Here is a 22,191-nt window from a genome sequence, read left to right as displayed (position 1 = left end):
GGGACCAGACATGTCACTGAACAGCACTCCGCTACCGGAGGCGGTCGGGGCGAAAAACGCTCCTGCCAAATCATCATCCCTTTTCAAGCAATCGATGCGCAGGCTGATGAAAAACAAGCTCGCGGTTTCGGGGCTCGTCGTAGTCGTTATTATGTTTTTGGCTTGTTTCATCGGGCCGTTTTTCTCGCCTTATACGGACAATAAAGTCAACATGGCCTTAATGAATAAACCGCCGAGCCTTAAGCACTGGCTGGGAACGGACGCCCTTGGCCGGGATGTCCTCACCCGCGTGCTCCAGGCCGGGCGCATTTCGTTGACCGTCGGCATGGCGTCCATGGTATTGTCCGTTTTTATCGGTTCGCTTCTTGGAGCGATCGCAGGGTATTACAGGGGCATCGTCGACCAAATCATCATGCGGATCGCCGATTTGCTGCTGACGATTCCGGGACTGCCGCTGCTGTTTATTTTCGGGGCGCTGCTTTCCGATTGGAAGGTACCGACCGAATACCGGATGTACATCGTCATGGTGATGCTCGGTTTGGTCAACTGGCCGGGCCTCGCCCGGATGGTACGGGGCCAGATGCTGAGCCTGCGGGAGCGGGAATTCATGCAGGCCGCCGTCGTGCTCGGGCTCCGGGACCGCCGCAAACTGTTCAACCATTTGCTGCCGAACATCGTCCCGTTATTGATCGTAATCGCGACCCTGAACATCGGCGGATCGATTCTCAGCGAATCGGCGCTCAGCTTCTTCGGGCTTGGGGTCATGGCGCCGACGCCGACATGGGGGAACATGATCGACGCGGCAAACAACCTGATCGATTTTCAGGAGCATCCATGGCTGTGGGTTCCTCCGGGCTTTTCCATTTTCGCCACCGTCATCGCGATCAACATTTTCGGGGACGGCCTCAGGGACGTTCTTGATCCTAAACAGAAGAGGTAGGTGGGGAACTTCCGATGAAAGATTTAATGAAAATAAATCATCTCAGCACGCATTTTAATACCGAAAACGGCACGGTCAAAGCCGTCAACGATGTCAGCTTCCGCGTTCGCGAGGGCGAAACGGTATGCATCGTGGGGGAATCCGGCTGCGGAAAAAGCGTGACCGCCATGTCGATCATGGGTTTGGTAGAGGAACCCGGCGGCAAAGTCGTGGACGGCCAAATCGAATTTGAGGGCCGGGATCTTTTGAAATTGAGCAAAAACGAGCTGCGCTCCCTTCGCGGCAACGAAATATCGATGATTTTTCAGGAGCCGATGTCTTCGCTCAATCCCGTCCTGAAGATCGGCCAGCAAATCATGGAGCCGCTGCTCGTCCATCAGAAGCTGAGCAAAAAGGAAGCCCGGAAACGGGCGATCGAACTGATCGAAAAAGTCGGCATTTCGCGCGCGGAGCAAATTGCGGATTCTTACCCGCATGAGCTGAGCGGAGGCATGCTCCAGCGGATCATGATCGCGATCGCGATTTCGGGCAATCCGAAGCTGCTGATCGCCGACGAACCGACGACCGCGCTCGATGTAACGATCCAGGCGCAAATCCTGGATATTCTCCGCCAGTTCAAAGAACAAAACAACATGTCCATCATGCTGATCACCCACGACCTCGGCGTCGTGGCCGAAATGGCGGATTACGTCATCGTCATGTACGCGGGCAAAATCGTGGAAGAAGGCGAAGTCGTCCAGCTGTTCCAATCGCCGAAACACCCGTATACCCAAGGGTTGCTGAAATCCAAGCCGATCATCAACCAGCGCACGGATGAGCTGTATTCGATTCCGGGCCAGGTCCCGAATCCGCTGGAGTTGACGGAATCCTGCTATTTCCATGACCGCTGCCAGCACTGCATGGACATTTGCAGAACGAAGCAGCCTGTATTGAAAGAAGTCGGCGAGCAGCAGAAGGCTGCCTGCTGGCTGTACGAGGAGGCGCTGGTCCATGCCTGAGGCATTGCTTGAAGTCAATCATTTAAAAAAATATTTCCCCATACAAAAAGGGCTGCTGAACCGGACGGTCGGGCACGTGAAAGCCGTCGACGACATCAGCTTGACGATTCAGAAAGGGGAAACCTTCGGCCTCGTCGGCGAATCCGGAAGCGGCAAAAGCACGGTCGGAAAAACGATCATCCGCCTTACTGAGAAAACCGACGGCGAAGTGAAGTTCAAAGGCATCGACCTGTACGGTTTGTCTTCGGATGAGCTCCGCAAAATCCGTCCGAGCATGCAGCTTATCTTCCAGGATCCGTACAGCTCGTTAAATCCGCGAATCCGCGTCGGAGACGCCATCGGCGAGGCGCTGCTGGACCACGGCCTCGTGCCCAAGGATGAAATCCGCGACCGGGTGCTTGAAGTATTGCAATCCTGCGGCTTGTCGTCCTATCACATCGACCGCTTTCCGCACGAGTTTTCGGGAGGGCAGCGCCAGCGGATCGGGATTGCGCGGGCGCTCATTCTGAACCCGGACCTGATCATTGCGGACGAACCGGTATCCGCACTGGACGTGTCGATCCAGGCCCAGATCATCAATCTGTTCCGGAAGCTGCAGGAGACGCGGGGGCTGACGTACCTGTTCATCTCCCATGACCTTAGCGTGGTCGAGCATTTGTGCACCCGGATCGGGGTGATGTATTTGGGTTCGATGATGGAAACCGCATCGCGGGACGAACTTTTCAAAAATCCGCTTCATCCGTATACCAAAGCGCTGCTGTCGGCGGTGCCGATTCCGATTCCGAAGCTGAAACGAGAACGGATCGTCCTGAAAGGGGACATCCCCAATCCGGCGGACCCGCCGGCCGGCTGCAAATTCCATACGCGCTGCCCGTTTGCCGTAGCTCGATGCAAAGAAGAGGTGCCGGAGTTCCGCGACGCGGGCGGCGGGCATTTCGTGGCTTGCCATCTGGCGTAGGTTTGAATCTTGAATATGAAAAAGGCATGGCTCCTTTAGGAACCATGCCTTTTTAGCGAAAACATCCAGGGGGAATACGTTAAACCATCCGAATATGCTCGATCACGACGCGGGGCCAGGTCTCGCTCCACCGTTTTTTCGAGACGCGGTTCTCGTAGATTCGTGCCCGATCCGGAGATTGAATGTAATAAGGAGTCGGCCGAACGACCAGGTTGACGGCGTCCTCTATGCCGTGCGGAGCCGTCAGCCGAACGCGGTCCTGTTCGTCCAACGTCAGGCCAAGAGCCGTCGCGGTTTCCGTAAAATTCGCAATGGCGTCGGTGGACGAGATAAAAGGGGGCATTTGGTTGATCATGTGCATTCTGGCTTCGTTTTTGACCGACCACGGGACGTTCGGACGGATGGCATATAGCTTGCGCTCCAGTTCTTTTTCGGCAGCCTCGTCCAGGTGACCGGGGTCAAAATAGACCACGTCGACATCGGGTAAGGGCGTTCTTTCGGCAAAGCCGTGCAACACGTCCCATATTTTCGAGCGGACGAAGCCGGCGCAAACCCACCAGTCCGGCAGATGCAGCGTTTTGGCGGCATGAAGAATGTCCATCATCCAGTCGTCCTGCTGCACGAGGCGGATCAGATCTTGTTCGGATTGGATCATGTTTTCCCTCCTTGATCGAAAATAACCGATATAAAAATAGCCACTACGCGAAACGAAACCCTATTATACTACACGAACAGACGGCGAAATCGAAAAAGAAGCAAATTTCACAAAAAAATTCGCGTAACAGCGAAACTTGTCCACGTTTCAAACGTTATACATATTGTATTCCAATATTAACCATTTAAGGACAGGTGAGAGTATGAAGAAATCCAATGTTCGCAAGCTATTAACCATGACCGTTGCCGTCTCTGCGCTCAGCATGCTGCTGGCGACCGGGGCGGGAGCCGAATCGTACGCAGCCGACAATACCGCTACTTCTTCTGCAGTGACCGAGCCGGGCGCTCTCACACCACCACCTCCGGAAACATTGAATAGCTTGAGCATTAACGGCAATTATTTGTATCTGGCTGGCGGGAATGCAAACATTTCGGCCATCGGCAACGGGAAGTTAAGCGTGAATGCCGATACGACCGCTACCACGGTGGTCGATGTCATTAAAGCCGACGTAACCCTGCAGCGGTTCACGGGAACCGGTTGGGTGAACGTCAATTCCACCCTGTTCTCCAAAAATTCGTCCGATTTCGTCGTTGGAGATGCGGTCTTTACCGGAGTGAAAGGTTTTTATTACCGCGTTGCTTGCATTCATTCGATCAATAAAAACGGTGTTTTCGAACAAAGCATTGAATATACATCCAGCGTGTTGGCTTATTAATCGTCATCGTCAAGCGGCAAACCGATTCCGGTTTGCCGTTTTTCGCGTTTATTGCGCGACAAAACCGAAAGGCGAGCAATCCGAGCCCTTATTTCTGCGGATTAACCCTCAAGAATACATAATATGGAAATTTATCCCTTTGTGTAGTATATTATCCCTTCTGCTCGGCATCCCTTTTCCTGATAATGGAGAGGTAAGCAATCGCTCAAAGGAGATGGCCGGTAAACGCCTCGGGAGAAGGGAGGGGCAGCCAGGCGGTTCAAGCCGAGAACCATCCTTTGGAAGCGGTATCATTCATCCCATGACAAGGAGGAATATGCCCGATGATCCTCAAACGTATCGCGTTCCGGAAAACGTGGAGCATGGTCTTGATTGCATTGACGTTTTGCTTTTTGATCCAAGGATTCGGGGCAGCCGTACCCAAAGCCCATGCGGCGGTAGGGAGCAAAACGATGGTAGGGTATTGGCACAACTTCGACAACGGCTCCGGATTTATCAGGCTCCGCGACGTTTCGCCCAAGTTTGACGTCGTCAACGTCGCTTTCGCGGAACCAGCCGCCGGGGCGACCAACGGGACGATCGGTTTTACGCCCTACAATTACACGGAAGCGGATTTTAAGGCGGACGTTGCCTATCTGCAGAGCCAAGGGAAAAAGGTCCTCATTTCCATCGGAGGCGCGAACGGGCAGGTGCAGCTTGCAAGCGCGCAAGCCCGCGATAATTTCGTGGCTTCCGTCACGGCGATCATCGAAAAATACGGCTTTGACGGATTGGACGTCGATTTTGAAGGCCATTCGCTTTATTTGAATGCAGGGGACACCGATTTTAAGCATCCGACAACGCCGGTCATCGTCAACCTGATCTCGGCGCTGCGCACGATCAACGATCATTTCGGGACGGAGTCGTTTTATTTGACGATGGCGCCCGAGACTTTTTTCGTGCAGCTGGGGTATTCGTTCTACGGGGGAAGCTGCATCAGCTGCGACAACCGTGCGGGTGCTTATTTGCCGGTCATTGACGCGACGCGGGATATACTCGACTGGCTCCAAGTGCAGAACTATAATTCGGGGCCGATCACGGGACTGGATGATCAGTTTCACAATATGGGAACGGCGGATTTTCATGTCGCGATGGCGGACATGGTGCTGACCGGTTTTCCGGTTGCGAAAAATCCGAACCGCTTCTTTCCGGCGCTGCGTCCGGATCAAGTCGTGTTGGGACTTCCGGCGAACGCGAATGCGGGAGGGGGATTCACATCCGTCAGCGAAGTCCATAAAGCGCTCGATGCCTTGATCAAAGGGGTTCAGCTGCCCGGTTATACGATGCGGGGGAATGCCGGAGGCTATCCGGATTTCCGGGGGCTGATGACATGGTCCATCAACTGGGACCGCTTCAACCAGTTCGAATTTTCGAACAGCCACCGCGCCTATCTGGACGTGTTAAGTCCGCCGGTGCCGGATTCCGTGCCGCCTACGGCTCCTTCGAACGTCATCGTTACGTCCCAAACGGCAACCAGCGTTTCGTTGAGCTGGACCGCTTCGACGGATAACGTCGGCGTTGCCGGTTATACCGTATCCTATGGAACGGGGAGCGTTACCGTAAGCGGGACCAGTGCCGTCATCGGCGGTTTGACGCCAAATACAAGCTACATGTTTACGGTGACCGCTAGGGATGCGGCAGGAAACCTGTCGCCAGGCACCGTGATTGCCGTCACGACGGATGCACAGGGCGGCGCTCAAGCTTGGGCCCCGAATGTCGGCTATACATCCGGCGACGAAGTTACTTACGGAGGGAAAACCTATGTCTGCCGCCAGCCCCATACCTCGTTGACGGGGTGGGAGCCGCCGAACGTACCGGCCCTTTGGCAGATGAAATAAATGACACCTTTCAGCGGCATGCCTGCACGGGAAAAACGAAGCCCGGCGGCGCCGCTTTTTTTGATGATGGCACCGAGTTTGGCATCGGCAAAAGGCATATAAAAAACCGCCCCTTTCGGCATCTCTCGATGGCCGATCAGGGCGGTTTCCGCATTGTTTATCGCAACGTCTTCAAAGCGCCGCTCCATGCCAGCACTTGATCCAACATTCCGTTCAGGTTCGTCAGATGCAGGTCGGCAGGTTTGAAGGTGGAGAAATTTTCGAAGTCGGTGAACAGCGAAAGCGCCGGGTGAACGCGAACGTCCGCCACGGACAATTCGCCCAAAATGCCGCGCAGATGCTCGGCCGCACGGGCGCCGCCCACGGAACCGTAGCTCACGATGCCCGCTGCTTTATTAAACCAGGCGTCGCGCGCGTAATCCAGCGCGTTTTTCAGGGAAGCCGAGATGCTGTGGTTGTACTCTTGCACGATAAACACGAAGCCGTCCAGGCTGAAAAGCTTTTTGTTCCATGCTTCGGCTTGCTCGGCAGCGTCTGCTTCACCCAAAAGTGGCAGCTTGTAATCGGCGATGTCCACGATTTCGTAGTTTGCGTCGCCGCGCTCATCCGCGATTTTTTTGACCCATTCCCCAACCTGCGGGCTCAAACGGCCTTCGCGGGTGCTTCCCAAAATAATACCGATGTTCAATTTGGACATATTGTTTTCTCTCCTTATCATTCGTTTTTATTCGTCATTTATGAGGTATGCATGATCAGTTGTCAGTATCATAAACTCTGCGCATATATTTTGTCAAGCCACTTACAAAAAGTTTGTGCATTAAATTTTTTTGGCTTGGATTCAGTTCCATGACCCTATTTTGTTATATGAAAGGGGAGCGCGAAAAAGTCACGGGAATGTTAGAAACAGGTCATGATCGTGGTAGCGGCCTTCGAGGAGGATGGATATAATCTATATGCAAACGCTTACATTTCTATGGGGGAAGGAGGATGGAAGAAAGAAGATAAGACAACGAGCTCGGCACAAGGAGCAGCGGCGTGGTTTTGCGAGCATGATACCGCATACGTTTTGTTTTTTTAGGATTTCATGACAACGATTCGAAAGGTGGTTTGTTATGAGGAAAACATTCGCCAAAAAACTGATGGGCTTGACGATGAGCGTGATGCTGACGGCTTTCGCGGCCGTACCTTTTACCGCGCATGCAGCATCGGACGTTACGGTCAACTGGAATGACGTTAAGCAGGAAATCGACGGCTTCGGGGTGTCGCAGGCCGGCTGGTCCGACGCCATCTATGATTTGCAGGAGCCCGCCCGCAGCGAGATCATGGATTTGCTGTTCAAACCGGACACCGGCATCGGCATTTCGATTTTCCGCGGCGCGTTGTTCCCGCAGTTTAATCCTGCCCCGGGACAATATGATTTCAACGCCAGACCGGACCAGGTTTGGGTGATGCAGCAGGCGAAAGCAAGAGGCGTGGATAAGCTGATCGCCAGCACGTGGAGCCCGCCGGCATGGATGAAAACGAACAACTCCACGACGAACGGCGGGTACCTGAAGCAGGAAAATTACGGCGACTACGCGCTGCTAATGTCCAAATTCATCAAAGAATACAAACGGCAATTCGGTCTTGACTTGTACGCCGTCTCCATTGCCAACGAGCCGAACTCCATGACGTTCCTGACCTGGGATTCGAGCGAATGGAATTCGACGAACTTCCAGGTGTTCCTGAAGGATTATTTGAAGCAAGCGATGATCAACGAAGGCGTGGCATCGACCAAAGTCATCGCCGGCGAATCGTCCTGGTGGTCGGAGGACCTGATCAAGGACTCCCTGAACGACCCGGCTTCCGCCGAAAGGCTGGACATCGTGGCCGGACATAACTACCCCGTGCCGATCATCAATGCGGAGTTGCCGACAACCCCGTTTACGACCGCCCAATCCAAAGGGAAAAAGGTATGGATGACGGAAGTGTCCAAAGTCGACTCTTACGATCCGGGCATGGGTTCCGGCCTCAAGTTCGCGAAGCAGACCCATAATTTCATGACCAAGGCGGGCGTCAACGCTTGGATGTATTGGACGGGCGCGATCCCGGGCAATAACGACGAAGGTTTGATCAACGTCGACAAAGCCGCCAACACCTACGCGCTGACGAAACGCTACTTTACCTTCGGCAACTTCAGCAAATTCATCAAACCCGGCTACGTGCGGATCGGAGCCCCTGACAATCCCCAGTCCGGCGTATACACCTCGGCTTACAAAGATCCGGCAACCGGAAAGTTCGCCATCGTCGCCATCAACGATACCGATGCCACGGCAGAGCTTGGCTTTGTGCCCAACAGCTTCACGGCTGGACGGCTCACTCCCTACACCACCAACGATAACCTCAATTTAGCCGAAGGCCCGGCCGTTCCTTTGCAAAACGGGAAATTCAACGTCTCCCTTCCTCCAAAAAGCGTCGTGACCTACACGGGCGAAAACGGCTCGCCGTCCCTTCAGGAGCAAACCTTGACGGACGACTTGAACGATTGGTCCAAAACCTTTTCCCATACAAGCGGCCTGGTCATGGATTCCTCCAACAGCGGATATTTTAACGGCGATACGTCCCGCGTGAAACGGAGCAGCGGCACGACCGAAAACTTCGTTTACCGCGTTCCCAACATCACGAATTTTAAAGCGGACTTGTATCAATTAAGCGTGTGGGACGGCGTCGCGTTTTATGCGTCGGCCGACAATCAGCATTGGACCCCAGTCGCGCACACGAGCACGCCGGGAAGTTATACCGGAAGCAAATGGTACAAAAAAACGTACACGCCGCTGCAAGTCCCCGCAGGAACGCAGTACCTGAAAATCGAGTTGTCCGGCAGCGACTCCTGGGAAAAGCAAGTATCCAGAGTGGTTATTAACTCTTTATCATAATCTAAAATCGGCATCCTTGTAATATAGCTTTTGGCTATAACTGGATATAGGATAATACAGTTACACTATATCGCTGAATCCGTGATATCTTTCTTGTAACCATTTGGATTGGAATTTTCGCAAAATCCATGATTAGGAGTGTTACAAGATGACAAAAAGCAGTATTTTGGGATATCCGCGTATCGGCGATAACCGCGAATGGAAAAAAGCGCTTGAGGCGTTTTGGGCGGGAAAGATCGAAGAATCGGAATTTCAGAGCCGGATGCAGGACATTCGGTTGAACCATTTGCGCAAGCTTCAGGAAAAGGGCATCGATCTGATCCCGGTGAACGATTTCAGCTATTACGATCACGTTCTGGATACGGCCGCGATGTTCGGCATCGTTCCGAAACGGTTTCCTTATGATGGCGGACCCGTGCCGCTCTCCGTTTATTACGGAATCGCGCGGGGAACGACGGATGCGGCGGCAAGCGAAATGACGAAGTGGTTCAATACCAATTACCACTACATCGTCCCTGAATTGGACGGAGCGGAGCCCGCCGTTACGGAAAACAAGCCTTTGGCTGCCTACCGCGAAGCGAAGGAACGCCTTGGCATCGAAGGGAAGCCGGTCATTCTCGGGCCGCTCACCTTCCTTAAATTGTCCAAAGGTTATGACGAATCCGAAACGGAAGCCTGGCTGGAGCGCCTTGTGCCGCTTTATGCGCAAATACTTCGGGAACTGGCCCTTGAAGGCGCGGAGTGGGTGCAAATCGACGAGCCGATTCTGGTTACCGGCCTAAGCGATGCCGACATCCGGCGGTTACACAGCATCTACGGCACGTTTGCCGCAGAGGTCCCAACCCTCAACATCATGCTGCAAACCTATTTTGAAGCCGTCGAAAGCTACAGCGACATCGTCTCCCTTCCGGTCAAAGGGATCGGCCTCGATTTTGTCCATGGTTATGCGGGCAATATCCGGTCGATCCAGGCATCGGGATTCCCGCAAGACAAAGTGTTGGGGGCGGGCGTCGTGGACGGGCGCGGCATTTGGAAGGCATCGCTCCGCGAGAAGGCCGCGCTGCTGGAGACGCTTCAATCCTTCGTTCCAGCGGACCGGATCATCGTGCAGTCCTCGTGCAGTTTGCTGCATGTCCCGGTGACCGCGAGCAGCGAAACGAAGCTATTGCCGGAATTAAAGGGGGCGCTCGCTTTTGCCGACGAAAAGCTGGACGAACTGGTTCTTTTGACGAAGGCCGTCTCTTCGGGAACGGACGCGATCGGTAAGGAACTGAACGAATGCGACCTTGCCATCCGCGCGCTGGAGCGGTCCAAGGAACGCAACCGGAACGACGTCCAGCAGGCCGTTGCCGCCATCAGCAATCAGGACGCCAAACGCAGCCTTCCTTTTGCCGAGCGCCATGCCGTGCAACAGAAAAAATGGCAGCTCCCGGTACTGCCGACGACGACCATCGGAAGTTTCCCTCAATCCGTAGAAGTGCGCAAAGCAAGGCAGCTGTGGAGAAAAGGGGAATGGAGCGGCGAGCAGTATGCCGGCTTCATCCGGGAACAGATCGACACCTGGATCGGTTTGCAGGAGGAAATCGGGCTGGACGTCCTCGTGCACGGCGAATTCGAGCGGACGGACATGGTGGAGTTTTTCGGGGAGAAGCTTGCGGGGTTTGCCTTTACCCAGTATGGCTGGGTGCAGTCGTACGGCTCCCGGTGCGTCAAACCGCCGATCATTTTCGGGGACGTGGCGTTCGAAAAGCCGATGACCGTCGAGGAAACGCAATATGCCCAGTCGAAAACGAGCCGGCCCGTCAAAGGGCTGCTTACCGGTCCGATCACGATCATGAACTGGTCGTTCGTCCGCGAGGATATTTCGCGCGAGCAGATCGCTTATCAATTGGCTTATGCTTTGAGGCAAGAAGTAGAAGCATTGGAGAAGGCCGGCATCGGCATGATCCAGGTGGACGAACCTGCCGTCCGCGAAGGGCTTCCCCTGAAAGAAAAAGATCAGGCCGAATATCTGGTATGGGCCGTCAAAGCGTTCCGCCTGACCACCTGCACGGTGCAGGATACGACGCAAATTCACACGCATATGTGTTATTGCGAGTTCCATGACATGATCGATTCGATTTCGGCGATGGACGCGGACGTCATTTCGATCGAAACCTCCCGCAGTCACGGCGAGCTGATCCATAGCTTTGAAGAGAACACTTACGGGCTCGGCATCGGACTTGGCGTTTACGATATCCACAGCCCGCGCGTTCCCGGCGTCGAGGAAATGACAGGCATGATCGACCGCGCGCTGCGGGTCCTCGATCCGAAGCTGTTCTGGATCAATCCGGACTGCGGACTGAAAACCCGAGGCATGGAAGAAACGGTGGCCTCCTTGCGCAACATGGTGGAAGCGACCAAGATCGCACGAGAAAAATATGCCGTACAAGTGTGATTTCATATGTAACGCCCATGGACCCGCAGGATTGCGGGTCTCTTTTTTTCGGGCGAAAAGTTCGGTACTTTAGTTTTCCCCGGTTTGTTAGTATAATTAAATAAGCAGCTAACGAAACGTATGTTTGATGCACCGCAACGCGGATCACCATGGCGCTATGCGCACGGTCCGTATTGAAAATAAGCGATTGATTTTTTCAATTCATTATGTTCTAATGAAATCACCAATTTTTTATACATTCTACTATACTAAGTGTAGTATGTTTTCTTGAATACGATATTCGCTTTTTAGAAACAATCCATCATATTAAAGGATAAAGCGGGGTATTTTTCATGGAAGTCATCGACATCGCGTCACAACCTCCTTATGATTCCATGCCGATCGTGCTGATGATCGGAAAATTCGACGGAATCCATAAAGGGCATCAGGCGATCCTCCAAACGGCCAACGAACTGAAAAGGGAAGGGGAAGCGCTCGCCGTCATGAGTTTTTCGGAGCATCCGTTGTGGGTGTTGAAGCAGGACGAAGCGTTCAAGCGAAAAATAACGCCTGAGGACGAGAAAATTCGCATCCTTGAGCAATTTGGCGTCGAACGTTATTACCGGATTCGTTTTTCGAAGGAATACGCCCAAATCTCGGCGGAAGAATTCGTCATGGAGCATCTTTCAAGGCTGAACGTCAAGCGCATCGTGGTCGGCGAGGGTTTTCATTTCGGGCACGGGCAAGGGGGAGGCACGAAGGAACTCGGCGAATTATGTGCCCGCATCGGCGCGGAAGTGACGGTGATTCCGCTCGTGACCGATAACGGCATAAAAATCGGCAGCTCGGAGATCCGAACCGACATTTCGGAAGGACGCGTGGAAACGGCGTTTTCGCTTTTAGGCCGGCCTTATTCGGTTACCGGAATCGTCATACACGGCCAGAAGCTGGGCAGAAAGCTGGGTTTTCCTACTATTAATATGGGCGGGGTGGACGACTATGTTTTCCCGAAACCCGGCGTTTACGTGGGGACGGCCGAAATCCATGGCGAACCGGAAGGGAAAAGCCGGTATCACGTCCTGATCAGCGCAGGGTACCGGCCCACCGTTGATGGTCAGGGGTATTTGATCGAAGGTTACCTGCTGGATTTCTCCGGAGATTTGTATGATCGGACGGTGACGCTGACTTTCATGCATTATTTGCGCGGCGAAATCAAATTTACGGGTCTGGATGCGCTGATCGAGCAAATGAAACAGGATGAAGTGAATGCCAGAAGGTTGCTTAGCGTCGCTCCCGCCTGAATCGGCGGATCGGCCTGCTTGAAGGGAGGCGAAGCGGCATGGGGATCATAATCGTCGAAATTTGCGACGGCAGCCTGATTCAAGAGATCGAGATCGAACAAATTTTGGAGGCCGAATATCCGGAAGTGGCCGTGCTTGAAAGCACCTGCCTTTCGTTTTGCGGGATATGCGCGAGAAGGCCCTATGCGATCGTCAACGGCAAGCGGATCTTTGCCGAAACGGCCGCCGAATGCCTAGATCTCATCAGGCAGCGTATCGACCTGGAATTAGCCGTCTACGCATCCATTTAGCCATGACAATATCATTTTCGGAGATCCTAAAGCAAAGCTGTGCGAGACAAAATCTCGGCAGCTTTTTTTGCGTTTTGCGGCCATGAACATCATCCGTGGTATCCATTAAAAGTTCAATTGACGGGAGACGCAAAAACGGGTATATTATTTATATAAATTATCAGATTAGAATGATTCTAATTAAGATACAGGAGGACGCAAGACATGAAAAATTACGACTATCACCACCTCGACCACGTGAAAGAACAGCAAACCTCGAAAAAAACGCTTTGGATCACCCTGCTGCTGACGTTGTTTTTTACCATCGTCGAAGTCGCCGGAGGTTTGATCTCCCATTCCTTGGCCTTGTTATCCGATTCGGCGCATATGATCTCCGACGTCTTGGCCTTGGGGTTAAGCATGGCGGCCATTTACATGGCCACGCGTAAACCGAACCGGAAATATACGTTTGGTTTTCTCCGTTTCGAGATCATCGCGTCGTTTCTGAACGGCCTGGCATTGGCCGTCATTGCATTGGGCATTTTTGTGGAAGGCATTCAGCGCATGATCCATCCGGTCGAAGTGAAGCTGCCTACGATGCTGACGATCGCGGTGATCGGTCTCATCGTCAACGTCGTCCTTACGATTGTTCTGAGCCGCAGCATGAAGGAAGAAGAGAATCTTAACGTCAAAAGCGCGCTTTGGCATTTTATCGGGGACCTGTTAAGCTCCGTCGGGATTATCGTGTCGGCCGTGCTGATTTATTTTACCGGTTATCACTTTTTGGATCCGCTCATCAGTATGGTCATCGGGGGAATCATTTTTACCGGCGGGGCCAAAATTATCCGCGAGTCTTACCTGGTGCTGATGGAATCCGTGCCCGACCAATTCGACTTGGACGCCATTCGCAGCGATATCCGCGCCCTGGAAGGCATCAATGACGTGCACGAGCTCCATTTATGGGCCGTATCCACCGATCATTATTCGCTTACGGCGCATGTGTTCATCCGGAAAGACATGCAGGCGTTCCGGGTGATCTCGGCGATCAATCAACTCCTCCTAGAAAAATACGGCATCGCACATTCGACCATTCAAATCGAACATCCGTCGATCCATGACCATGGGGAATACGGAAAGCAGTTTTTGTTTAAGCACGCGTGAGGGAAACAGATGGAGCCTAAAAAATAGATTGACGTTAAAAATGCAGCGAAATACAATATAGGAAAATATGTGAAATTGCAGCTTATTATTTTTATCCCGGGTGTTTGACAGATGTCTTAAGCCGTAGATGGGCCGTTGTTCATCTGCGGCTTTTTGGTTCCCGGTCGTTCGATGATTTTTTCATGGCGCCGGACAAGCGATGACTGAAGTACCCCTTTGGGATGGAATGTCTTCAAAATAGATGACATAAAAAAAGCGGGAGGGATCGCATGGAAGCATTACCGGTAATCCGTGAAGCATTGGCCAAGCGAATCCGGCAGTCGGAAATCGACTTCACGACTTCGCGGATCCGCTCGATTGGCGAGCAAGAAGGCAACCCGCAAGGGGTCGAAATCCAGACCTTCGGAAATGCGGTGTCCTATTATATCCGGACGATGCCGTGGAGCGTATTTAATTCCGTCAAAGGTTTGACCGATGAGGACATAGACCACGTGGCAGAAATCATTCAATTTTACTGCGAACGGGACCGTGCGTTCGGGTTGGATATCGATCCGGTAGGGACAAGCCCGGAGCTGCTCCGCCATTTAACCGAAAACGGGCTTGCCCATCAGGGATTCCATTCCGTTTTGTACGGGCTGCCAGCCCCGGAAGCGCCTGATCTGCCTTCGGGCATTACGATCCGTCCGGTCGAAAACGAGGCGGATTTTGACGTTTACGCAGGCATTCATTGCGTCGGCTCCGGCATGGATATCGCGCATAAACATCATTTCATCCAAAACAACATCGGCTTGCTGAACCGCCCCGGCTGGAAATTGTTTATGGCGTCATGGCACGGCCGGCCTGCGGCCGTCGGCGTCATGCATATCAGCGGCCGGACGGCCTCGTTGACCTTGGCGGCAACGCATCCCGAGTTCAGGAACAACGGACTCCAGACGTCGCTGTTGAAGTGGCGTTTGCATGAAGCCTATAAGGCCGAATGCGAGCTGGTTGCCGCCCAGGCCGCTTTCGGAAGCTCGAGCCAAAACAACATGGAGCGGGCAGGGATGCGGATCGCATGGACGCGGGCCGTTTGGGCGCCGATCGCGGGCCGCTGAATTTCAGCTTATCGATTAGCCAATCTGGGCGGATGACCATGCTTTCAAAGGCCAAGCGAATCGCTTTGATCAAGGAGTCCCGCCTTTTTGCCGGCTGATTTTGTAAAAAGTGAAAATTTGTGCAAGCGGTCCGATTCTAAAAACCGGGAACTGACACATATCGTTAGATAGCTTCAGTTCTGCATGCACAGAACATTTTTACAAATCCCCGGAGGTGAATCGATGAAAAGAAAACCGTTTTATTGGCTGCTAAGCTGCCTGATGATGATCGGGTTGTTTCCGGCGGGCGCATCGGCCCAAACGGAACCGGAATCCGTCATTTACGGGGGAGGCCCGTTTTATTCCGGCGGAACGCAGACGATGGACATCCTGAAGCAATCCGGCTTCACGACCGTCATGTTATGGACGATCCACGTTCACGGCAACGGAGATCTCTACTACAATGATCAGCTCGTCGTTTCGAACGGAGCTTACGTGGGCGATTCGGCCTGGCCGGCCCGACTCGCCACGCTCAAGCAAGCCCCGACTTCGGTGAAACGCCTGGAGATCAGCGTCGGTTCCTGGGGCGTCAGCGATTTCCAGAACATCAAAAACCTGATCGCCGCCCAGGGCACGGGTACGAACAGCATTCTGTACAAAAACTTTGCGGCCCTGAAAACCGCAACTATGGCGGATGCCGTCAGCTTCGACAACGAGGATTTGTACGACGTCAGTTCATCGGTATCGTTTGGCAGCATGCTGGCCGGCCTCGGATACAAAATCACCTTATGTCCATATACCAACGTCAGCTACTGGAAAAGCGTCAAATCCCAGCTCGGGGCTAACGTGGACCGCATTTACTTGCAGGTGTATGACGGCGGAGCGGGGAATGATCCAGCGTACTGGAACAGCCAAATGGGCATGACCGTCATGCCGGGACTCGACAGCAAAACGTCCGGCGGCGGCCATACCCCGGGCCAAGTCGCCTCCCGCATGGCCGAATGGAAGGCGCAAGCGGGCATTCAAGGCGGATTCATCTGGTATTATGACGCGATTTTGAACAACCCAAGCGCCGGGTCGGCGGCCGATTATGCCGCTGCCATCAACAATGCACTGTCTTCGCCTAATACCGGGTCGTTGACGACCGGCGGAACGGTTGCGGCGAGTTCTTCCAACAGCCCGTCCGGGGAAGGGAAGGAAAAAGCGTTTGACGGCAGCAGCGCAACGAAATGGCTGATTTTCGCGAATTCCGGATGGATTCAGTACCAGTTCGGAAACAACGCTTCCCATGCAGCCGCAACGTATTCGATCACGTCCGCCAACGACTTTCCGTCAAGAGACCCGAAAAATTGGACGCTTCTCGGTTCCAACGACGGGACGAATTGGACGACGCTCGATACCCGTTCGAACGAAGCTTTCTCCAGCCGGTTTTTGACCAAAACCTATACCATTAACCAGCCGTCCGCCTTTAAATATTACCGGCTCCACGTCACGGCGAACAACGGCGGGGCGGAGCTTCAAATCGCGGAAATCGGTTTGTATCCTTAAAATGCGCATACTCCGGCGGGACTGCTGCGGCAGCCCGCCGGAGTTTTTATTGAGGCTCGAACGTAGTTCGATATATTTGTTATATCTTATATTTACATAGGGCCGCTTTTCTTTTATCATTAGTCCATTATTGCATGTGTGCCGTTCCCGTTTTCAGAGTGCGGCCGTTCGCGCAATCAGCTTGGAGGTTAAGCGGAGTGGAGAAACGTTTGAAAAAAACGAATAGCAGGTATGTCATTCAATTGGCGACCATTTTTTTAGGTTTCATTATCTTTGGATTTTCGGAAAACATCAAAGGGCCGGCCATTCCCCGGATTCAGATCGACTTTATGCTGGACGAATCCCAGATCGGCACTTTGTTGTCGCTGAACGCGCTTGGATATTTGATCGCCTGTTCGTTTACCAATGTGTTGACGCGATGGTGGGGGATTAAAATCGTCAGCAGCCTTTCCTTTGGCGCGATGATTCTTTCAGGCGTATTCATTTATTTGTCCCGCAGTTACCCGGCCTTTTCGGCCTCGTATTTCTTCATGTATATCGGCAACGGCATGCTTGAAATTGCGCTAGCCATTCTGGGGGCGAGAATTTTCGTGAAAAACACGGGAACGATGATGAATTTGGCTCACGGGTTTTATGGGCTTAGCTCGACCGTGGCTCCCATGATCGCAACCGGTTTCATGTCGGCAAGCCTTTTCGGCCATCCCCTGGATTGGCGCGGCATGTATCTTTTGATGCTGTCGCTTTCCGTTTTGCCGATGATATTCGCTTTGTGCGGGACGTTCCCCGGCGATCAGCTGTCCCATGAGGACCGGGTTCCGTTAAAAACGCTGCTGCGGGACCGGGTGTTATGGTTCACGGTGCTGATCCTTTCGTTTGGCGTGGTCTCGGAGCTGGCGGTCGGCGGCTGGCTGGTCAATTTTCTTGAGAAGGCATACGGCTGGGAGCCGGTCAAAGCCTCGGGCATGCTGTCCGGGTTCTTTTTGTGTTTTACGCTGGCGAGGCTGCTTTTGGGACCGGTTACCGATAAAATCGGCTTCACGTTATCGCTGGTTATTTTTCCGGCGTTTTCGGCCGTTTGCACGTTTGCGGCGATCGCGGGCGGGGAGTCTTTTGCGTTTTTGTTCGCCGCGGCGGGCATTGGGGTGGCGATGATTTATCCAACGGTGATGGCTTTTATCGCCAAGAGGTTTCCGGGAGGCAGTGATACCGCAATCACCTTTACGGTTACGCTGATGGGCGTCGGCAGCGTGATCGGCAATTACCTGATAGGAGGCGTGATCGAAAGCGCCAAAGAGATCTTTGGAGGCGAAGCCGAAATCGGATTGTTGCGCGGTTTGCAGGCCGGATACGGGTTTATCGGGCGTGCGCGGCCGTCTGCGCCGTTTGCAGCGCAGTTTTGTATCGGTTTTTAAAGAAAAGAAACGAGCTGATTTAATGCAGGCAGTTGTCCCCGGGATTCCGGGGGCTTTTTTCGTACCGGCCCGTCCATGGGGGCCAAGCGTCTCTTTCCGCTGACAGGCGCAACAAAGTCTATTGTCTATATAAGCATATGCTTATATAATGATGAAGTTCATCAATGAATCGAGGATGTGAGGAGATGCCAAAAACAGTGTCCGACGAAGCGGGCGGGATCGCCCAAATTCTGAAGCTGCTGGGTGATCCGACCCGGCTTACGATCATCAAACTGCTTCAATACAGGGAATGCTGCGTATGCGAGCTGGTCGAATTTTTTGAAGTGAGCCAGCCTGCGATCAGCCAGCATCTAAGGAAATTAAAGGATGCGGGGCTTTTAAAGGAAAGAAAGGCAGGGCAGTGGGTCCACTACGCTTGGAATCCCCAAAGCAGGCATCATGCGCTTATTGCGGACATCATGGCCCATGTGCCGGCTCAAGACCAGGAATTCAAGGCGGTAGAAGATCAAGGGATCACGCCTAATTGTTGTTAATTGGAGGGTATACTTTTGCTATCAGTCATTCTAGCCGTCATCATTTTTCTCATCACGCTTACGTTTGTCATTTGGCAGCCCAAAAATCTGTCCATCGGCTGGTCGGCCTGCGGCGGGGCGGTTTTGGCGCTGCTTTTTGGCGTAGTCACGTTCGGGGACGTGTGGGACGTTACCCAGATCGTCTGGAACGCGACGCTGACGTTTATCGCGATCATCATTATTTCGCTGGTTCTGGACAGCATCGGTTTTTTCGAGTGGGCTGCGCTGCATATGGCGCGGGCCGCCCGCGGCAACGGCATTCGGATGTTCGTATACGTGACCGTTCTCGGAGCCGGCGTATCGGCATTTTTCGCCAATGACGGAGCCGCCCTGATCCTTACGCCGATCGTGCTTGCGATGGTCCGGGCGCTTCGTTTCGACGAGAAAAAAGTGTTTCCGTTTATCATCGCCTGCGGCTTCATTGCGGATACGACCTCGTTGCCGCTTGTCGTCAGCAATCTGGTCAATATCGTGTCGGCGGATTTTTTCGGAATCACGTTTATGGAATATGCCGGCCGCATGATCGTTCCGGACCTGTTTGCGCTGGGCGCCAGCATGCTGGTGCTGTATTTGTTTTTCCGGAGAAGCATCCCCAAGAAGTATGATTTGGCATATGTTAAAACGCCATCCGACGCGATCAAGGATCCGGTGATGTTCCGATGGTCGTGGATCGTGTTGGGCGTGCTGCTCGTCGGTTATTTTGTCAGCGAATTTTTGGACATGCCGGTATGCATCATTGCGGGAATCATTGCGGTATTCTTTTTGCTGATGGCGCGGAAAAGCCCGATGGTCCCCGTAAAGGACGTCATCAAAGGGGCGCCGTGGGCCATCGTGTTTTTTTCGATCGGGATGTACGTCGTCGTTTACGGGCTCAGAAACGCCGGGTTGACCGATTGGCTTGCCGAATTGATCCGGGCGGCGGCCAACCAAGGTATGTTTGTCTCGACGATCTCGATGGGATTCCTATCGGCATTCCTGTCCTCGGTGATGAACAATTTGCCGACGGTCATGATCGACGCCTTGGCCATCCATGCGGTTCACGCCACGGACGCGGTCAAAGAAGCGCTGGTATACGCGAACGTCATCGGTTCGGATCTCGGACCGAAAATCACGCCGATCGGCTCGCTGGCTACGCTGCTGTGGCTTCACGTGCTCGGCACCAAAGGCATTAAAATCTCTTGGGGGACCTACTTCAAAACGGGGATTATCCTGACCATCCCGACCTTATTCATCACGCTTGTCGGGCTTTATCTGTGGTTGATGGTGGTTTAAATCCATTCAAAAAGGAGAAAACATGATGAGGAAAAAATCCATTTATTTTTTATGCACCGGCAATTCGTGCCGAAGCCAGATGGCGGAGGGTTGGGCCAAAACCTATTTGGGGGACAAGTGGCAGGTAAGCAGCGCCGGCATTGAGGCACATGGCCTTAACCCGTTAGCAGTCAAAGCCATGATGGAAGTGGGCATCGATATCTCGAGTCAAACCTCGAATGTTATCGATCCCGTACGTTTGAAGGAAGCGGACCTGGTGGTTACCTTATGCGGCGATGCTTTTGATCGCTGCCCGGTGACGCCGCCTCATGTTCGACGCGAACATTGGGGATTTGATGATCCTGCCAAAGCTCAGGGGACGGATCAAGAAAAATGGGCCGTATTTCAGCGAGTACGGGACCAGATCGGGGAACGCATCAAAAAGTTCTCTGAGAACGGGGAATGAGTACTTAAGAAACACCGCCGATGCCATGGTCGATGCCATCCAGCGGAACGCCGGAAACATTCCCGCGGTCGAAAAAAAGGAAGAAAGACATTTGGCATTTAATATTCCGTTGAAGGAATATTCCTGGTGTGATACATTAAGTTCAGAGAATGTTGCAAAGAAAGGAAGCGGGTTCAGTGAACAACACGAATGTATTCAGCGCACTAGCCGAACCCAACCGGTTTCAAATCGTCGAACTGCTCCGGCGCGGCCCCTTGACCGTCGGGGAGATCAGCGAACGTCTTGCCATACGGCAGCCGCAAGCCTCGAAGCATCTCCGCGTGCTTCTTGAAGCAGGGGTCGTCGAAGTCCATGCGGAAGCGAACCGCCGGTTTTACGGTTTGCGCCGGGAGCCCTTTCAAGAGATGGAGGATTGGCTGAAATCGATCACCAAGGTCTGGGAGGAACGGTTGGATCGGCTGGAGCAATATTTGCAGGTCATGAAGGAGAATCAGAAACAACGTCCCGAATAGGGAAAACCTGAGACGATGGAGGATTGGGCTAACGGGGTGGAAACGGAGCACACGTACAGGACCGGGAAATCGTATTCAACCGCACTTATGATGCGCCGCGCGAATTGGTGTGGCAGGCATGGACGGAAACCGGGCATCTGGTTTGCTGGTGGGGGCCCTGTCCCGTTGGTCGGTTGACTTCGTTTTTTGAAAGGATGTAGGGAAATGCAACATTTGCACGGTTCCGAGCTTTCGGATGATCTTTTCGAGCTTTTAAACGGCGAACATCTCGAACGGAAACAGCATGAGGCGATGTTTTTGATGACCGTAACCGAAGACGGATGGCCGCACAACGCCATGGTCAGCGTAGGAGAAGTCGTCGCCATTGATAAAAAAACGCTGCGGATCGCATTGTGGCCGGGAACGAACACGACCCAAAATTGCATCCGGAGCGGCAAGGCCGTTCTCGTCGCCGTCTATAAAGGCAAGGTGAATTACGTAAGGCTTTCGCTTCATCACATCGGCATATTGGAAGGCGCAAAACATCCGTTGGAACGGTTTTCGGCCGCCGTCGAATCGTTTAAAGAGGATCAGGCCAAATATGCGGACATTACCTCGGGCATTCAAATCCGGTTGAAGCATGAAGGCGAAGTGCTCGAGCGTTGGAACGAAACGGTAAAGGAAACCAAGCGTTAAGCGGGCCGTCCCGCAAGCGCCAAGGCATTCGACAGGGAAATTTGATCCATCGCGCGAAAAATTCAAAAAACATATTTACCTTCAAACGATTTTTTTATATTATTAACGTAATATCTAATGAAGCGTCATATCAAATGCGATGAAGAGAAGAGTAGATAAGCCGATTCTTTCCCAGAGAGCTCCGTCCGCTGAAAAGGAGCAAAGAAGCGTTTATTGAACAAAGCCTCCGAGCAGCACATTGGAACCGCAAGCCGCGGGGATAGTGTGCCAGGTGCTCCTGTTACAGAGCTAGAGTATATGCATGGTTTGCATGCCGTACTTGAAGAGGCCAATATGGCGACATATTGGCGAATTTGGGGTGGTACCACGAGTGTTCGAATCTCGTCCCTAAGACTACGGTCTTGGGGGTGGGATTTTTTATTGTATCAGGCATTCATACAGGTCATGTACGCCATGTACGCGGCAAAGATGCATTGA

19 protein-coding genes, 1 pseudogene and 1 other annotated feature are annotated in these 22,191 nt (G+C 53.0%); of the genes and pseudogenes, 18 read left to right on the top strand and 2 right to left on the bottom strand.

Annotated elements, in window-relative coordinates:
* The first annotated feature begins 10 nt into the window (after window positions 1-10).
* Genes opp4C through AC27KL_RS03550 form a run of 3 tightly spaced genes read left to right on the top strand, consistent with a single transcriptional unit; the run spans window position 11 to window position 2,896 of the window.
* Window positions 11-940 carry an oligopeptide ABC transporter permease gene (opp4C, locus tag AC27KL_RS03560; RefSeq protein WP_487168881.1) on the top strand — a complete coding sequence of 310 codons (930 nt, stop codon included), beginning with the start codon at window positions 11-13 and terminating at the stop codon, window positions 938-940.
* A gap of 14 nt (window positions 941-954) precedes the next feature.
* Window positions 955-1,938, top strand: a complete 984-nt coding sequence (locus tag AC27KL_RS03555; RefSeq protein ID WP_487168880.1) for an ABC transporter ATP-binding protein — start codon at window positions 955-957, stop codon at window positions 1,936-1,938.
* Complete coding sequence (locus tag AC27KL_RS03550; protein WP_339324572.1) at window positions 1,931-2,896, top strand: ABC transporter ATP-binding protein; 966 nt, start codon at window positions 1,931-1,933, stop codon at window positions 2,894-2,896. Before AC27KL_RS03555 ends, AC27KL_RS03550 begins: the two co-directional genes overlap by 8 nt.
* Before the next feature lie 79 nt (window positions 2,897-2,975).
* On the opposite strand, the gene AC27KL_RS03545 is transcribed toward AC27KL_RS03550, so the two are convergent.
* Window positions 2,976-3,551: a nucleotidyltransferase family protein gene (locus AC27KL_RS03545; RefSeq protein WP_487168879.1), complete on the bottom strand. Its 576-nt coding sequence runs from the start codon at window positions 3,549-3,551 to the stop codon at window positions 2,976-2,978.
* 202 nt (window positions 3,552-3,753) lie between these two features.
* On the opposite strand from AC27KL_RS03545, the gene AC27KL_RS03540 reads away from it, so the two are divergent.
* Window positions 3,754-4,266 (top strand): transporter family protein, encoded by a 513-nt coding sequence (locus tag AC27KL_RS03540; RefSeq protein WP_156124737.1) that lies wholly within the window; start codon window positions 3,754-3,756, stop codon window positions 4,264-4,266.
* Between the two features lie 323 nt (window positions 4,267-4,589).
* Window positions 4,590-6,143: a carbohydrate-binding protein gene (locus tag AC27KL_RS03535; protein WP_487168878.1), complete on the top strand. Its 1,554-nt coding sequence runs from the start codon at window positions 4,590-4,592 to the stop codon at window positions 6,141-6,143.
* Between the two features lie 157 nt (window positions 6,144-6,300).
* On the opposite strand, the gene AC27KL_RS03530 is transcribed toward AC27KL_RS03535, so the two are convergent.
* Window positions 6,301-6,840: an NADPH-dependent FMN reductase gene (locus AC27KL_RS03530; protein ID WP_487168877.1), complete on the bottom strand. Its 540-nt coding sequence runs from the start codon at window positions 6,838-6,840 to the stop codon at window positions 6,301-6,303.
* A 415-nt stretch (window positions 6,841-7,255) separates the two neighbouring features.
* Between AC27KL_RS03530 and AC27KL_RS03525 the strand changes: the two genes are divergently transcribed.
* The 13 genes and pseudogenes from AC27KL_RS03525 to AC27KL_RS03465 all read left to right on the top strand — a co-directional run bounded on the left by AC27KL_RS03525 (window position 7,256) and on the right by AC27KL_RS03465 (window position 21,714).
* Window positions 7,256-9,058, top strand: a complete 1,803-nt coding sequence (locus AC27KL_RS03525) for a glycoside hydrolase family 30 protein (protein WP_487168876.1) — start codon at window positions 7,256-7,258, stop codon at window positions 9,056-9,058.
* 148 nt (window positions 9,059-9,206) lie between these two features.
* Window positions 9,207-11,495 (top strand): 5-methyltetrahydropteroyltriglutamate--homocysteine S-methyltransferase, encoded by a 2,289-nt coding sequence (gene metE, locus AC27KL_RS03520; protein WP_487168875.1) that lies wholly within the window; start codon window positions 9,207-9,209, stop codon window positions 11,493-11,495.
* 332 nt (window positions 11,496-11,827) lie between these two features.
* Window positions 11,828-12,775, top strand: coding sequence for a bifunctional riboflavin kinase/FAD synthetase (locus tag AC27KL_RS03515; protein WP_487168874.1), 948 nt, complete (start codon window positions 11,828-11,830; stop codon window positions 12,773-12,775).
* Between the two features lie 38 nt (window positions 12,776-12,813).
* Window positions 12,814-13,065, top strand: coding sequence for a YuzB family protein (locus AC27KL_RS03510; protein WP_339324578.1), 252 nt, complete (start codon window positions 12,814-12,816; stop codon window positions 13,063-13,065).
* 204 nt (window positions 13,066-13,269) lie between these two features.
* The gene (locus AC27KL_RS03505) at window positions 13,270-14,205 is read left to right on the top strand and encodes a cation diffusion facilitator family transporter (protein ID WP_487168873.1); all 936 of its coding nucleotides are present in this window, start codon (window positions 13,270-13,272) and stop codon (window positions 14,203-14,205) included.
* Between the two features lie 269 nt (window positions 14,206-14,474).
* Window positions 14,475-15,299 (top strand): GNAT family N-acetyltransferase, encoded by an 825-nt coding sequence (locus tag AC27KL_RS03500; RefSeq protein ID WP_487168872.1) that lies wholly within the window; start codon window positions 14,475-14,477, stop codon window positions 15,297-15,299.
* 222 nt (window positions 15,300-15,521) lie between these two features.
* Window positions 15,522-16,826, top strand: a complete 1,305-nt coding sequence (locus AC27KL_RS03495) for a discoidin domain-containing protein (protein WP_487168871.1) — start codon at window positions 15,522-15,524, stop codon at window positions 16,824-16,826.
* Between the two features lie 197 nt (window positions 16,827-17,023).
* Window positions 17,024-18,261 (top strand): annotated as a pseudogene (locus AC27KL_RS03490) (MFS transporter).
* A 162-nt stretch (window positions 18,262-18,423) separates the two neighbouring features.
* Complete coding sequence (locus AC27KL_RS03485) at window positions 18,424-18,771, top strand: ArsR/SmtB family transcription factor (RefSeq protein ID WP_487168870.1); 348 nt, start codon at window positions 18,424-18,426, stop codon at window positions 18,769-18,771.
* A 15-nt stretch (window positions 18,772-18,786) separates the two neighbouring features.
* Window positions 18,787-20,082: an arsenic transporter gene (locus AC27KL_RS03480; protein ID WP_487168869.1), complete on the top strand. Its 1,296-nt coding sequence runs from the start codon at window positions 18,787-18,789 to the stop codon at window positions 20,080-20,082.
* Window positions 20,083-20,107: 25 nt separating this feature from the next.
* Window positions 20,108-20,527 (top strand): arsenate reductase (thioredoxin), encoded by a 420-nt coding sequence (arsC, locus tag AC27KL_RS03475; RefSeq protein WP_487168868.1) that lies wholly within the window; start codon window positions 20,108-20,110, stop codon window positions 20,525-20,527.
* Between the two features lie 176 nt (window positions 20,528-20,703).
* Window positions 20,704-21,039: an ArsR/SmtB family transcription factor gene (locus AC27KL_RS03470; protein ID WP_487168867.1), complete on the top strand. Its 336-nt coding sequence runs from the start codon at window positions 20,704-20,706 to the stop codon at window positions 21,037-21,039.
* A 204-nt stretch (window positions 21,040-21,243) separates the two neighbouring features.
* Window positions 21,244-21,714, top strand: coding sequence for a pyridoxamine 5'-phosphate oxidase family protein (locus AC27KL_RS03465; protein WP_487168866.1), 471 nt, complete (start codon window positions 21,244-21,246; stop codon window positions 21,712-21,714).
* 130 nt (window positions 21,715-21,844) lie between these two features.
* Window positions 21,845-22,106, top strand: a binding site (T-box leader).
* Window positions 22,107-22,191: the final 85 nt, after the last annotated feature.

The sequence above is a fragment of the Paenibacillus sp. YAE3 genome, from assembly GCF_057546105.1.
The sequence above is the reverse complement of the archived record's forward strand: the minus strand, read 5'-3'. Positions and strand labels throughout refer to the sequence as shown.

What these genes read in the sequence shown, in the direction of transcription:
- opp4C (WP_487168881.1), top strand. Translation starts at nt 11, where the DNA reads ATGTCACTGAACAGCACTCCGCTACCGGAGGCGGTCGGGGCGAAAAAC.
- AC27KL_RS03555 (WP_487168880.1), top strand. Translation starts at nt 955, where the DNA reads ATGAAAGATTTAATGAAAATAAATCATCTCAGCACGCATTTTAATACC.
- AC27KL_RS03550 (WP_339324572.1), top strand. Translation starts at nt 1,931, where the DNA reads ATGCCTGAGGCATTGCTTGAAGTCAATCATTTAAAAAAATATTTCCCC.
- AC27KL_RS03545 (WP_487168879.1), bottom strand. Translation starts at nt 3,551, where the DNA reads ATGATCCAATCCGAACAAGATCTGATCCGCCTCGTGCAGCAGGACGAC.
- AC27KL_RS03540 (WP_156124737.1), top strand. Translation starts at nt 3,754, where the DNA reads ATGAAGAAATCCAATGTTCGCAAGCTATTAACCATGACCGTTGCCGTC.
- AC27KL_RS03535 (WP_487168878.1), top strand. Translation starts at nt 4,590, where the DNA reads ATGATCCTCAAACGTATCGCGTTCCGGAAAACGTGGAGCATGGTCTTG.
- AC27KL_RS03530 (WP_487168877.1), bottom strand. Translation starts at nt 6,840, where the DNA reads ATGTCCAAATTGAACATCGGTATTATTTTGGGAAGCACCCGCGAAGGC.
- AC27KL_RS03525 (WP_487168876.1), top strand. Translation starts at nt 7,256, where the DNA reads ATGAGGAAAACATTCGCCAAAAAACTGATGGGCTTGACGATGAGCGTG.
- metE (WP_487168875.1), top strand. Translation starts at nt 9,207, where the DNA reads ATGACAAAAAGCAGTATTTTGGGATATCCGCGTATCGGCGATAACCGC.
- AC27KL_RS03515 (WP_487168874.1), top strand. Translation starts at nt 11,828, where the DNA reads ATGGAAGTCATCGACATCGCGTCACAACCTCCTTATGATTCCATGCCG.
- AC27KL_RS03510 (WP_339324578.1), top strand. Translation starts at nt 12,814, where the DNA reads ATGGGGATCATAATCGTCGAAATTTGCGACGGCAGCCTGATTCAAGAG.
- AC27KL_RS03505 (WP_487168873.1), top strand. Translation starts at nt 13,270, where the DNA reads ATGAAAAATTACGACTATCACCACCTCGACCACGTGAAAGAACAGCAA.
- AC27KL_RS03500 (WP_487168872.1), top strand. Translation starts at nt 14,475, where the DNA reads ATGGAAGCATTACCGGTAATCCGTGAAGCATTGGCCAAGCGAATCCGG.
- AC27KL_RS03495 (WP_487168871.1), top strand. Translation starts at nt 15,522, where the DNA reads ATGAAAAGAAAACCGTTTTATTGGCTGCTAAGCTGCCTGATGATGATC.
- AC27KL_RS03485 (WP_487168870.1), top strand. Translation starts at nt 18,424, where the DNA reads ATGCCAAAAACAGTGTCCGACGAAGCGGGCGGGATCGCCCAAATTCTG.
- arsC (WP_487168868.1), top strand. Translation starts at nt 20,108, where the DNA reads ATGAGGAAAAAATCCATTTATTTTTTATGCACCGGCAATTCGTGCCGA.
- AC27KL_RS03465 (WP_487168866.1), top strand. Translation starts at nt 21,244, where the DNA reads ATGCAACATTTGCACGGTTCCGAGCTTTCGGATGATCTTTTCGAGCTT.